Consider the following 13,987-nt stretch of genomic DNA (forward strand, 5'->3'; position numbering starts at 1 on the left):
TCCGATACTTTTTTACCAGGTCTAGCCTTTCTCGATCGGTTAGTGTTTTTCTCATATTCGTTCTCCTTTTCCTTAAGGATACAAAAAAACACTCCGTTTGATTAGAGTGTTATTATTTGACGTCTACGGCTTAGGTGTGCTATTTATATATTAAATACTTTGTTTTATCGTGAATAAAACAATCGGTTTATCTTCTAAAATCAACTTACCATCCTTAACAATGACTTGGTTTGGATAAAGGATATTTTGATACGTGCCATTTGGAATGTTCACAGTAACTTCACCCTTCGCATTACCCACATTGAATACACCAACGGTCATGGAATTTTTATTTTCATAACTGATGACTGCGGCTTCTTTGGTTTGAAGGTGGATGTGGTAAACACCAACTTGGAATAAGGAATCCTTCTTTAAGTGGGACATTCTATGGATGAGGTTACGAATATCGATATGTTTAATCGATAGATCCACTTTATCTACTTCAAATAAATCTGGCTTATGGTCTACACCGTATTCTTGTCCAGCATATATGAGGGTTGCACCTTTTAAGAAGAATAGTAAACCTGTGATATTTAAAAGTCTAACATGGTCTTTTACCCAATGTGCGATGCGTTCTTGGTCGTGGTTTTCTAAGTTTCTTAGTTTGATATAGTTTTTAGGGAATGTGTACTCTTGACGTAACATCGCCTTTAACCAATCATTGAGTGGGGCTTTGCCTTCAACATAATGTAAGAAGTCATGATGGATATCATAATCATATAAAATGTCGAATGCTTCATAGGTTTCGGAATCGGACATGCTTTCAAATCCCATGTCACGGATGTACTTACAAAATTCGCCGTGGATGGATTCAGCAAGCCAAATGGTGTCTGGGTTGATCTCTTTGATTTCTTTTCGGGCTTGTAACCAGAACGCTTGTGGCACTACGGATGCGACATCACAGCGGTAGCCATCGACACCCAGTTTAGACCATTTCTTTAAAGCGCCGATGAGGTATTCCCAAAGATCTTTATGTGAAAAATCTAAATCGGTGATATCCCACCAGTCGCCGACTTTACCAGCGAGTTTGCCATCTTTACGGTAATACCATTCAGGGTGTTGTTCTAGTAATATTGCGTCATGAGATGTGTGGTTAAATACCACGTCGATCATGACTTTGAGGCCTTCTTGATGGGCTGCATCAATCAAGGTTTTGAAGTCTGCTTCTGTACCGAAATCAGGATTTACAGCATAATAATCTTTAATCGAATAAGGGCTCCCAACCGACCCTTTACGATGTTTCTCGCCAATTGGATGAATCGGTAATAGATAAAGAACATCCATACCGAGGGTTTTGATTCGTGGTAAGTCTTTGATCAAACTCAAAAAGGTACCTTCTTGGGTATGTTGTCTTAAAAACACTTGGTAGAAGTTTAAACTTCTTAAATTAACTTTAGTATCTTTTGCCATAATATCACTCCTTATTCCCATTATATCGAAATTAAGCTTGTATTGATAGTCTAAAAAGGTTTTAAGATACCGGTTTTAAGCCTCTAAATATGCTATAATTAAGGCTAGGAAGTGATACTATGTGCGGTAGATTTACCATAGCAGTCTCATTAGATGACTTAAAAGATTTTCTTCATGAAACCTACGATATTGAGGACATTTCAGATCAAATCACCTCACCACGTTATAATGTCGCCCCTGGTCAAGATATCATTGTTGTGTTATCAGATAAGACCAAATACCGTGTTGGACTCATCAAATGGGGCTTTGTCCCACCCTTTTCGAAAGACGATAAAGTGGGGTACCAAATGATCAATGCACGGGCTGAGACCTTATCCGAAAAGAAAGCTTTCAAGCCTTCATTTGAAACCAAACGCTGTGTGATTATCGCCGATGGCTTCTTTGAATGGGCACAAAACGAACGTTTAAAACAAGCGATGCGGATTACCGTTAAGAATCAAAAAATCTTTTCGATGGCAGGACTTTGGACGACCTGGACTCGAAAAGATGGAAGTAATCTATATACCTGTACCATCGTAACGACAAAATCTAACCATCAAATGTCCAAAGTTCATGAACGGATGCCTGTAATCCTTGATAAAAAAGCGGAGAAAGTATGGCTCAATCCTGAAATCTTGGATTTGAATACATTATCTCAACTTCTTAACACCAAAGAGGATATAGATTTAAACATATACCCTGTCACTAACGCAGTAGGGAATGCCGAATTCAATACGATGGAATGCATTTCTCCGATAAAAATAACAGAAGCGCCTAGTTTATTCTAGACGCTTCTTCTTTTCAAAAGATTAGATTTTTCTTGCAACAAATGCGAACATTTGTGGGCCGGTATGAATACCTAAAACTGGGGTTAATGCAGAAATATTTAAGTTTCTAACATTCAATGCTTTAGACATCATCGAACCGAGTTGAGAGGCTTTTTCTAAGTCTTCACCATAATGAACTGTTAAATCGATTTGAGCATTCCCAAACTTTTTGACCATGAGTTCTTTCATGTTGAGTAAGGATCTTTGCATCCCAATTGCTTTGCTTAAAGTAACATAGACACCGTCGTTATTAACGGTAATGACCGGTTTGATATGAAGTAAGTCACCGATTGTACCTTCAACTTTACCAATACGTCCACCTTTTTTCAAATACTTGAGTGTATTGATGGTATAGATGGCTAAAGAGTCTTCAAAGCGGCATTTATTCATCGCTTCAATGATTTCTTCAGGATTCTTCCCTGCTTCAATCAAATCGAGCGCTAGTTCAACAATATACCCTTGACCTGCCCCTAGAGTCTTTGTATCGTAATGATGAACACGAATGCCTTTAACATCGTGTAGTGTCAATCTAAAGGCGTTATAGGTCCCTGATAATCCAGATGAAATGTTAATGACAAGAACATCGGTATAACCCTCTTTTTTTACCTTGTCGATTGCAGTTTCAAGTGCGGACATCGGTGGCAATGAGGTCGAGAAATTCTTTTGGTCGATCTCTTGATAAATTTGTTCTGCCGTTATGTCAATTTGGTCACGGAATTGTACCCCGTCTCTAACAATCATGAGTGGGATGATTTGTAAGTTCGTGTGTTTTTCCACAAACGCTTGGTTTAAGTTGGATCCTGAATCGGTAATGACTGCAATTTTCATAATGAACCCCCTATAGTCATATCAGTTAGTATTTTATCTAGTATTCATAACTAGATTATCACGTTATCTGTATTTTGTCAAATTATTGGGATTAGAAATCAGCCAAAAAAAACAAAAAAACCAGGTTTACTGGTTTTTAGCGTACTTTTTAATTACCAATTCTGCTTGTTTAAGACCATCGATGGCTGAAGACATGATGCCACCTGCATGACCTGCCCCTTCACCCATAGGATATAACCCTAGTATATTCGACTGCCCTGTTTCATCACGATTGATACGAATTGGGGATGAACTTCTCGATTCGACACCGGTCATAATTGCGTCGTCCATCGCGAATCCTTTGATTTTACGATCGAAGTCAAGAATGGCTTCATGTAAGGTTTGATGAATGAATTCTGGGAAGAATGCTTTGAAGTTTACGAAAGTGTACCCAGGTTCATAAGTTGGTTTCACTGACCCAATTTGAGTAGAAACTTCATTATTGAGAAAGTCTTTGACCAATTGAAGTGGGGCTTTATATCCACCACCGGCTAATTTGAATGCGTTTTGTTCAAATTCACGTTGGAAATACATCCCTGCTAGTGGGTGATCCGATTTAAAATCTTCTGGCATCACGTTGACCAATAACGCAGCGTTGGCATTTTCGCCATCGCGTTTGGATTCGCTCATACCATTCGTGACCACACCGTTGGGTTCAGATGCTGAGCACATGACGTATCCGCCAGGGCACATACAGAACGTATAAGCGCCTCTGCCATTTGGACTCTTATAACTGAGTTTATAATCCGCTGCACCTAAGTTTGGCATAGTTGAAAACTTACCAAACTGAGATTCATTAATAAGCTTTTGAGGGTGTTCAATACGAACACCAATCGAAAAGGCTTTTTGGGCGATTTGGATCCCTTGTTCATAAAGGGTTGTAAATAAATCACGTGCTGAATGACCAATGCCTAATAGGGCTAAATCCGTTGGAATACGGTCTTTATCGTTGACAATAACAGCTTTGAGTTCTTTCCCATCAATCTCAAAAGCAGTGACTTTTTGATTGAAGCGAACTTCACCCCCTAATTGTGTGATTTCCTTACGAATATTCTTGATAATACCCTTAAGGATATCGGTACCGACATGGGGTTTATTGATGTATAGAATGGATTCATCCGCGCCATGTTTGACCAAGGCTTCTAAGACATATCGACTTCTTAAATCGTTAATTAGGGTGGTTAGTTTACCATCCGAAAAAGTGCCAGCACCGCCTTCTCCAAATAGGATGGTGGCGTGCTCATGAAACTTACCAGTCTTTTTAAAGTCTTCCCATAAAGCGGTTCTTTGATCGACATCTAAGCCACGTTCTAGGACGATAGGTTTGTAGCCACGACGGGCTAATAGAAGCGCGCTAAAAATCCCTGAAGGACCAAATCCGATGACTATAGGACGGTGTTTGAGGGGCTCATCACCCATTTCTACTTCGTGGTATGAAATATCTGGTGCGACCGAGAGATTCGGGTATTTCTTATCAATTAGTTTCTTTTCATAAGGCACTGTGATATCTACACTATAAACGAATATAACATGATCTTTCTTTCGCGCATCAATCGCTTTTTTGTAGATAGAAAATGTTCTAATATCCTGTTTTAAAATGCGATACTTATCAAGCAAATACTGTTCTATCGATGCTTGTTCTTTGTCTTTAGTTAATGCGTCTTTTAATTCAATTTTAATTTCTGTAATTCGAATCATACTTACCTCATTTGGTTGCGTATAGGCCCGCAATATAGCCGCTACTCCAAGCCCATTGGAGGTTATAGCCTCCACATAGTCCATCGATGTCCATGACTTCACCGGAAAAATAAAGTCCTTTTGCTTTTAGCGATTCTAGTGTGACTGGATTGATTTCATCACAGTTGACACCACCCGCAGTGACTTGGGCTTCTTCATACCCCTTAGACCCTGTGACTTTGAATTTCATTGAAGATAAAATATTAGCTAAGAGTTTGATTTGGTTTGGTTTAAGTTGGTCGATTCGGACATCAGCCATGAGATGTGCTTCTTTTAATACAACCGCTACGATTTTACGGTTGATGAGTCCAAGCAAAGCAAGTTCAACTGGTAAATTTTTAAGTTCTAACAAGCGATCATAGATTTGATCAACACTGAGTTCTGAAACCAACTTAACATCGATGAAAACCGATTCATGGTTGCTTAAGAGGGCATTGGCTTTACGAGATAATTGGAGGATGGTTGGTCCACTGATGCCGTATTTCGTGAATAGAATGTCGCCAAATTCTGTTTGAATAGGCGTTTGATTGTGTATTAAGGTGACAAAACCTGGAAACTTAACCCCATCGAGTTGTTTAAGATAAGGTGAGTCGAGTTTAAGTTTTACCAGTGCTGGAAATAATTTTGTAATTTCATGACCTAAATCTTTGGCGATTTGATACCCTGTCCCATCACTACCGGATTGTGGTAATGCCAGCCCACCGGTTGAAATGATTAATCGATCACAATAGAATGATTCGCCCTTTTGATCGTATAGGACAAAACCTTTGGAGTCTTTGTGCGCGGATAGAATGACTGTTTCATAAACTACTTCAATGCCTAAACGTTTGACTTCATAAATGAGTACGTCAGTGATACTTGAAGCTTGTTCAGATAGTGGATAAGTTTTACCGAGGTCTTCAATCTTCGGTGTAATCCCTAAAGATTTAAAGAATAAGAGCGTATCTTGTGGGCTGAATTGTTCAAAAACCGATTTTACAAAGGTTGGATTATTATAATGGATGGGTTCTGCGTCGACATTGGTGAAATTACAACGTCCATTGCCGGTTGCGAGAATTTTTTTTCCAAGTTTAATATTACGTTCGATAATGGTAACATCGGCGCCGTGTCTTTTCGCTGCGATGGCTGCGATTAACCCACTGGCTCCACCACCAATGATGATGACTTTTTTCATATTTAAACCCCTCTAATCGAAAAGATTATACCATGAAGCAGATTCGCTTTTTCGACTAATCTATCGTTTTATCTTTCGCACTTCGGATACTTTTTTCTTCATTCAGTGCTTTTTCACCCATTAAAGTGAGTGTATAAATGCCGCGGTCTACTTTTTTGAACCACATATAGTAATTCTTTTGTAGTATATTCGGGGTGTCCATAACCCCAGTAAAGGCTTTGATATCTTTGGGCGATCCTGTTTTAAACTCTTCTAAATAATGAGCAATCTTGAGGACACGCTCGCGGTAATGAGTCATTTTCTTCCCCTTCATACCGCCTACATTTTCATCGCTTTCTCGGAGTGAGAATTCCTTTAATATGGCCTTTTTCTTACGTTTGTTTTGAGCTATACTACGCTTCATATCGAACCCGTCAGATTCCATCAATAGTGAGGCTTCGTTGTCACTAACTTGAATCAATCCGATATCGAGCCGTTTAAGTAAGTAGATAAACTGTCTCATGTTAGCTTGATGACTTTTAATCGCACTTTTGGGTAATCCAATATAGACTTTATCGCACATTTTTTGGCGGTCTATGGCTTGATAAATCAGTTTAAGGGATACTGTCGTTTTAAGTTCAACGGCGATGGTGTGGTGTTCTTTGACACCTACGATGTCGATATCTTTTACTTCTGCTTTGATAACATACCCTTTAGACTCAAGATACTTCTTGATGGGCAAATACAGTTCTTTTTCTTCCATCTTGATCACCTACATCTATTATAAAACAAAAAAGACGATTTTCGGGGATAAAATCATCCTTTTCGCATCCTCAGTTTGAGGCCGATGATGTTTGGGATTCCTGCTAGGTATGATAGATGACTTTGATTTCTTCTGCTTTGGTCATAAATGCAGCCACGATGGTGGGATCAAAGTGGCAGCCGGATTCAGCGTATATAATCTCTAATGCTTCATTGTGTGTCGAGGCTGCTTTATACACACGTTCAGATACTAACGCATCGTATACATCCGCAATCTCGTCGATTCGAGCCGATAGCGGAATCGTAGTGTGTTTGATACCCAGTGGGTAACCTTTGCCATTCCAACGTTCATGATGGTATAAGGCGATGTCTTCTGCCATTTTTAGAAAGGGCGTATCATCATTTTGAATCAGTAAGCGAATGGCTTCTTGGCCTTTATTAGTGTGGTTTTAATTTGTTCAAATTCAGTTTCGGTAAGTTTACCTGGTTTTTTCAAGATTTCATCTGGTATCGCGAGTTTACCAATATCATGGAATGGTGCTGCTTTTCTATATCATCGATAAAGTTATCATTGATTTCACTGTCGCCTTGTTCTTTCAAAACTTTCGCAATCATACTTGATATTAAGAAAAAAAGAGACTTCAAAGACTGATTTTGTCCTGAAATCTCTTCATTTTATTATTTCAAAATCTTTCTGATAAGACTGTCTGTTCGTTTGGAGATTGGTAGGTACCGAAGCGGTAAATCAATCATAATCGAACGTTTTAAGACAGACTTTTCGTGGGTAAATGTGTTATAGCTACGAATGCCGTGGTAATTACCCATCCCACTGTGACCAACGCCACCAAAACCTAAATGATGATTCGCGAAATGCATGAGCGTATCGTTAATGGTTCCGCCACCAAAACTTAATGATGAAATCACCTTATTCTCTAATGATTTGTTATTTGTAAATAAGTAGAAAGCGAGCGGCTTTTCTTTGTGTTTTAGAATCTCAATGACCTCATCAATCTGGTTATACTCAATCAGCGGTAAAATCGGTCCAAAGATTTCTTCTTGCATCACTTTAGATTCAAAGGTGATGTCTGAAAGTATGGTCGGTTCTATTTTAAACCCATTGGATTTACCACCCAAGACAATGTTTTCATTTTCCGTTAATCCAAGTAATCTTTCGACATGACGTGGACTCACAATTTTTGGATAATGTGGACTATCGATTGGGGATTCCCCATAAAAGGAGATTACTGCTTCATGGAAATATCTAACAAAATCCTTTTTTAATTCCGATTTAATTAAGACATAATCTGGTGCGATACAGGTTTGTCCCGCATTGATTAATTTACCAAAAGCGACACGTTTCGCAGCCATTTGAAGGTTGGTTTCGCTATCGATAATACATGGGCTTTTCCCCCCTAATTCTAAAGTGACAGGCACTAAGTTGTTAGACGCTATTTGCATCACTTTCTTACCAATCGGAATGCTACCAGTAAAGAAAATATGATCGACTTTTTGATGTAAGAGTTGTTCCGCTAAAACGGAACTACCAAGGACGACTGTAACAAACTCCTGTTTGAAAATCGAACGAATCATTTTATCAATCACTAAAGCGGTTTTTTCAGACGATGAACTTGGTTTTACAATCGCGGTATTCCCAGCGGCGATCGCACCAACCAGTGGATTTATCGCAAGTTGAAACGGGTAGTTCCAAGGCGATAGTATCAATACTGTTCCAAGTGGATCACGATAAATTTTACTACTCGCTTTAAACAGTACTAAAGGGGTATGAACTTTTTTAGGTTTCATCCATTTCTTTAAGTGTTTAATCGCGTAAGTGATTTCACTTAGAACCAAGCCAAGCTCCGTTAAAAAGACCTCTTCTTTGGATTTACCTAAGTCTTGATATAAGGCTTCATAAATCTCAGGTTCATGCTTGACAATCGCTTCTTTAAGCGATTCCAGTGCGTTGATACGGTGTGTATAGGTTTTGGTAATACCGGTGTTATAGTATTGTTTTTGAGCGGTAACAATTGGGGTAAAGTCCATTCGGACACCTCTTTCTTTTATAAATCCGATTCGGTTTCATATGGCCAGGTTTGAATCCCGCCCAAATCGTAAACGGATGTATAGTTGAGTTTTCTCATGTGTTCTAATGCTTGGTAGGATAAAATCCCTTCATTACAATAAAGTACATACGTTTGATACTTATCTGGATAATCTTCTTCGATTTGTTTTAATAAGACTTCAATTGGGTAATGCTCTGCGTTTGGAATGTGTTTTTGATGGTACTCAAACGCGCTTCTCACATCGATTAAAACGATATATTCACCATCTTCAACCTTTTGTGCATAGGCTTGTGGTGTTAGGTCATTGGCGTATTTTCCCTTAAAATGGACTTGAAAAAATGACATCATAATCCCTCCTCATAGGCATTATAAAGCATTATCCTTTTTAGGTAAAATCTTATACACCGAAAGCTTATTTTTTAAGATCTTAATGGTCTTCACTAAAGTAATATCTGGGTGGGTTAACGTGAGTGTTCCTTCTCCTTTTTGTTTTGAACGGATGTAAATCGCTTTTGACCCACCATGTAGATGGTCGATTTCAGGAGAGATTAGTTCGATATCGCCACTGACGGAAACGGTAAAGCCATCCATCGCGTAAGCTAAGACATGGCCTTCGGTATCGGTCTTTTCAAATACGAGTTTTAACACATCATAGGTTTCTTCGATCATTAAGGTATCATTACCTTTCAAACGGTAAATTGGGGTTTTTGTTGAAGTGATGGTATCTGTTAATACGATTTGGTCATTTTGATAACCTACAAAGGTATAAATCGTTTCTTTCGAACCCCATCCACTGGTGTATTCGTAAAATAGTCTAACCCCATCTGAAAGTTTCATCTTATATTTTTTAAGTAAGAACAGCATTCTAAGTTGATCCCTGAGTGGTAAATGGTTACCGTCCTTTTGAATCTTTCTTAAAATACGCTTGGTGGCTTCTGCGTCTTTTTCACGCATGTGTTCTTTTTCTTTAAGGGTTTGTCCAATGAAATCGGTGATGAAAACTGGTGGATGTGGCAGGTGTGGGTACATATTCACATTTGGATAGTAAGTATCAATATAGGTATCGTTACGGTAGAGTTTAATGTAATCCATGTTTGTAAAAATAACGACTTTGTCTAAATACCCACCTGCGTATTCACCGTTTTGCATGGTGGACGCGATATGCATAACGGGTTTATGGGAGCCTTGTGACTGATAGGCATAACCAGCGGTCTTAAATAGTCTATCCATATCTAAGACACCATGATAACAAATTTTGTCCCCAGAACCGAATTCTTTATGGGTATTGTAATCACTCATACACCAGCCTATCGCCCCAGCCATTAAAGCCTTTGGATTCACCGCACCCTGCAAGACATTTAAGTGCCTTAATGCGTGTTCGACCCGTTTAGATTCAGGGTCAAATTTCTTGGTTGGAAACATATGTCCGTTATGTTCAGTGACTAAATAGGGTTTTGCCTTCGTAACTTTATGCTTTGATGTCACACCTGGGTTCAAACCGGTATGGGAGAAATCATTATACGTATACACATCTTCAAAAAACTCAGAGTTTGAGAAGTTACGCACGCCGCCTGTAGGTCGACTAGGGTCTAATTGGTGAGCGAGCTTGTTTGAAGCTTCATAAAAGGATTTATGGTCTCCTGACTCATTGATCCTCACACCCCATAAAATGATAGACGGATGATTTCGGTCTCTTAGAATCATTTCTTCAATGGCTTTTAAACCATTTTGAATGAAGGCTTCACCGCCAATGTGTTGCCACCCAGGGAGTTCTTCAAATAGAAGTAATCCAATTTCATCACAACGTTCAATAAAGTGTTTTGAAGGTGGATAGTGGCTAGACCGAACAATATTTAATGAGAGTTCGTATTTCAGAATATCGGCGTCTAAACGCTGTATTGACTTAGGCATAGCGTAACCAACATAAGGAAAACTTTGATGCCGATTAAGGCCTCTTAAGGCGATTTTACGGTGGTTAAGATAGAACCCATCGTCTTTAAACTCGATGGTTCTAAATCCAAACTTTATCGATAGCGTATCGGTTTTAGTTTTAACCATTAAACGATATAAGTTAGGGTGTTCGATATCCCACCAAAGGATATAATCTAAAGTTTTCTCAATCTGAAACTTGGATGAACTTTGTTCTTTTTGAGTCCAAACAATTTCATTTTTCGGGTTCACGAGTTCTAATTCAATATCGGATACTTGGGATAGTTCGATTTGAATCTTTAACATCTCTTCTTGATTGTATACGAATACATCTTGGATATGAATAGGGTCTAACTCTATTAAAGAGACCTCACGATAAATACCAACATAGCCTAGATAATCAACCACACCACCGAAAGGGGGGAATATCTTTATGTTCATTTCCATCGACCACGACACACAAATGATTATCTTGTTTGTAAGAAACATGGTTTTCGATATCGACTTCAAATGGGGTATACCCACCTGCATGTCTAGTTACTTCCTTACCATTGATATAAACGATGGCGTGATGCGCCACACCTTCAAATCGGAGTCTTAAAATCTTTCCCTTTTGTGTAGTATCAAAACTCAAAAAGCGGTGGTAGCTAAAGACCGCTTGTGTCATCGATTCATCAAAATAATGATAGGGTAAATCAAAAGCGTTATGCGGAATTGAGATCAATTCTGCAGTTTCGATTTCAAAGGATTCCATATCCGATAAATGATACGGTTTCACATACCAACCTTCATTCAAATGGATGAGATTACGCATGGGTTTCACCAACTTCCTTAATGATATAGATTTGAGAACCAAAATCACCGAGTAATCGGGTTTGTTCGTTATAATAAGTGCCACTAAACTGTTGGATGACTGGAATGCCTTGCATGAGGGCAGCCCCACTCACTACATAGGATTCGGTCGCGTTATTGAGTCGTTTATACTGGCCAATCTTATGCATCAAATACCCATTTGGATTGAGTTTAATCGGAATCGCATGTGCAATCAAATGACCAAACTGTTGAATCGGCATTGTTTGTTGAACCGACTCAATTGAATAGGTTTGATTGGGCTTTAAGTTTTTCACTTGGATTACATCGGTATTTGGAGAGGCATCGTACCCGTTTTGATAAAACCCTAAAATGTGGGTTTGATTATGGGATACTTGAAAGAGCGTTAAGTCTTTACGTGGTGAATTAAACCTGTAAAAGTGGCCTTGTTGGAATACCTCACGGTAAATTTTATAGAGTTCGATTTGATGTTTAATTTCAGTTTGTTCGGCTTTTGTTACGTATTTAAGGTTGAGTTCATACCCTAAACAGCCCATCGCTGCGACATTGAACCTTGTGGATAGAGGCGTGGTTCTAATCGTTTGGGCATGAGGAGATAACGAAACATGGGCACTGATGGTAGATAGCGGATAAAAGTAAGAAAGCCCACCTTGAATCTTTAACCGTTCAATTGGGTCTGTGTTGTCAGAAGCCCATACATAAGGTGTATAAGATAACATCCCTAAGTCAAAACGGTTTCCACCACTCGAACAGGATTCAATCCATAGATTTGGATAGGTTTCGGTTAGATCTTTAAGTATCGCATAAAGACCTTTGATGTATTCATGATAAAACATGCCTGGATGCTTCACATGTTTTGAGTAAGCATCGGTGATGTGCCGATTCATATCCCACTTGATATAATCGATTAGTGTCTCATTAAGAATTTGTTTCATCGATTTTAATATGTAGTTTCGGACTTCACCATTGGTTAAGTCCAAAACCCATTGGTTTCGACCTAGACTCGGGGTTCGTCCATCGACTTTTACAACCCAATCTGGGTGGGTTTGATAGAGTACACTTTTCTCAGATATCATCTCCGGCTCAAACCATAAACCAAACTTTAGTCCGAGTTTGTGGATGGTATCCGATAGTCGTTTAAGACCACCTTTTAGTTTCTTTAGATTAACTGTGTAATCGCCTAGTGAAGACGTATCGTCGTTTCGATTACCAAACCAGCCATCGTCTAATACAAATAGTTCAACGCCTAATTTCTTCGCTTTTTTCGCAAGCGAGACTAATTTGGATTCATTAAAATCAAAGAAAAAAGCTTCCCAACTGTTGATGACAACCGGTCTTAAAAGGCCTTTAAATTGCCTGGGTGTAATGTGTTCGTGGATAAAATGGTGAAACTGATTAGATAATGTATTTAAACCTAGAGCTGAGAAGGTTAGAATGGCTTCTGGGGTTTCAAAGCTTTGACCTTTAGCAAGCTCATAATGAAAAGCTTGTGGGTGAATCCCGGACATCACACGGGTCATCCCGTGGTTTGAAACTTGGATGGCTTCATAATGGTTCCCACTATAGATTAAGTTAAACCCATAACACGACCCAAAATCCTCATGGGTTCCCTTTTTCATTAATATAAAGCCTGGATTGACCCGATTAGAGGAAGCCCCTGTGGTGGACTCTAAAAGGAGCGTTCCACGCTGTAAGGGTGTAATTTCTTTATGGGATTCTTTAATCCAGCCCCCTTGTAGACTTAATAAATCGTAGTCACAATCCACAAAATCAACCATCATTGACATCAATTTTCGAATATGTACGGTTTCATCGTTATTGACTAGTATCGCTCTTCTACCTAATACATCGGAGTCTTCATAAAGGGTATAGATTAGTTTTAAGTATAAATCGTACTTGGTATCTTTCAAAGTTAGGATTAAAGATTCAACGGAATCATTTTCTTTCCCTATTGGTAAATCATTCGAAGGATAAATCCCCTTTTGAATCTCGTGACTATGGTATACAAAATCCGTGACAAAAGAACCATCTGGCATGTGTAACTCCAATGGGGTTAATCGAAAATCCCCTTTACCAAACTCAGAGTATTCCGATGGAAAGAAATCAAGATTCAGGTTCTGTCCATTACGATCGTAAAGGATGGCACTACCCACACCTGCAGTAGGTTTAAATAATAAGGGTTTAAAATCGTCATCGATTAAAGGTTTTCCAAAATAAACATGTTCGATTTTCTCTACCTGTGTGATGTGAATGACATAACTGAATGCGTTGGTTTTTAAATGGATAAATGGTAATTTGATTTGTATCATAAGTATCCTCCTCAATGAAAG

The 13,987-nt window shown here is 38.8% G+C and carries 12 protein-coding genes and 1 pseudogene; 1 reads left to right on the forward strand and 12 read right to left on the reverse strand.

Annotated elements, in window-relative coordinates; translation table 11 throughout:
* Positions 1–150: 150 nt before the first annotated feature.
* Positions 151–1,449, reverse strand: a complete 1,299-nt coding sequence (locus tag N7603_RS07440) for an alpha-amylase family glycosyl hydrolase (protein WP_262096796.1) — start codon at positions 1,447–1,449, stop codon at positions 151–153.
* Between the two features lie 119 nt (positions 1,450–1,568).
* Here N7603_RS07440 and N7603_RS07445 point away from each other — a divergent pair, with 119 nt between their 5' ends.
* The gene (locus N7603_RS07445) at positions 1,569–2,276 is read left to right on the forward strand and encodes an SOS response-associated peptidase (RefSeq protein ID WP_262096797.1); all 708 of its coding nucleotides are present in this window, start codon (positions 1,569–1,571) and stop codon (positions 2,274–2,276) included.
* 21 nt (positions 2,277–2,297) lie between these two features.
* On the opposite strand, the gene N7603_RS07450 is transcribed toward N7603_RS07445, so the two are convergent.
* The 11 genes and pseudogenes from N7603_RS07450 to N7603_RS07495 form a co-directional block, all read right to left on the reverse strand.
* On the reverse strand, positions 2,298–3,143 hold the full coding sequence (locus N7603_RS07450; protein ID WP_262096798.1) for a DegV family protein: 846 nt from the start codon (positions 3,141–3,143) through the stop codon (positions 2,298–2,300).
* Between the two features lie 126 nt (positions 3,144–3,269).
* Entirely contained in the window at positions 3,270–4,880 is a 1,611-nt protein-coding gene (locus N7603_RS07455) for an NAD(P)/FAD-dependent oxidoreductase (RefSeq protein ID WP_262096799.1), read from the reverse strand.
* 7 nt (positions 4,881–4,887) lie between these two features.
* Entirely contained in the window at positions 4,888–6,093 is a 1,206-nt protein-coding gene (locus tag N7603_RS07460; RefSeq protein WP_262096800.1) for a BaiN/RdsA family NAD(P)/FAD-dependent oxidoreductase, read from the reverse strand.
* A gap of 55 nt (positions 6,094–6,148) precedes the next feature.
* A complete protein-coding gene (locus tag N7603_RS07465; RefSeq protein ID WP_262096801.1) occupies positions 6,149–6,835 on the reverse strand; it encodes a DUF2161 family putative PD-(D/E)XK-type phosphodiesterase in 687 nt (228 codons plus the stop codon).
* Positions 6,836–6,938: 103 nt separating this feature from the next.
* The gene (locus tag N7603_RS07470; RefSeq protein ID WP_373425393.1) at positions 6,939–7,256 is read right to left on the reverse strand and encodes an HD-GYP domain-containing protein; all 318 of its coding nucleotides are present in this window, start codon (positions 7,254–7,256) and stop codon (positions 6,939–6,941) included.
* Positions 7,244–7,372: pseudogene (locus N7603_RS09110) on the reverse strand (two-component system response regulator); the annotation flags it as partial. The gene N7603_RS07470 and the pseudogene N7603_RS09110, both read right to left, overlap by 13 nt.
* A 140-nt stretch (positions 7,373–7,512) precedes the next feature.
* The gene (locus N7603_RS07475; RefSeq protein ID WP_262096803.1) at positions 7,513–8,877 is read right to left on the reverse strand and encodes an aldehyde dehydrogenase; all 1,365 of its coding nucleotides are present in this window, start codon (positions 8,875–8,877) and stop codon (positions 7,513–7,515) included.
* A 17-nt stretch (positions 8,878–8,894) separates the two neighbouring features.
* Positions 8,895–9,245 (reverse strand): rhodanese-like domain-containing protein, encoded by a 351-nt coding sequence (locus N7603_RS07480; RefSeq protein ID WP_262096804.1) that lies wholly within the window; start codon positions 9,243–9,245, stop codon positions 8,895–8,897.
* An 18-nt stretch (positions 9,246–9,263) separates the two neighbouring features.
* On the reverse strand, positions 9,264–11,267 hold the full coding sequence (locus N7603_RS07485) for a glycoside hydrolase family 2 protein (protein ID WP_262096805.1): 2,004 nt from the start codon (positions 11,265–11,267) through the stop codon (positions 9,264–9,266).
* A complete protein-coding gene (locus N7603_RS07490) occupies positions 11,227–11,640 on the reverse strand; it encodes a sugar-binding domain-containing protein (protein ID WP_262096806.1) in 414 nt (137 codons plus the stop codon). Before N7603_RS07490 ends, N7603_RS07485 begins: the two co-directional genes overlap by 41 nt.
* A complete protein-coding gene (locus tag N7603_RS07495; protein WP_262096807.1) occupies positions 11,633–13,966 on the reverse strand; it encodes an alpha-galactosidase in 2,334 nt (777 codons plus the stop codon). The genes N7603_RS07490 and N7603_RS07495 overlap by 8 nt, the downstream gene beginning before the upstream one ends.
* Between the last annotated feature and the right edge of the window lie 21 nt (positions 13,967–13,987).

Source organism: Paracholeplasma vituli, from assembly GCF_025446935.1.
Classification (GTDB): Bacteria; Bacillota_I; Bacilli_A; order Acholeplasmatales; family UBA5453; genus Paracholeplasma; species Paracholeplasma vituli.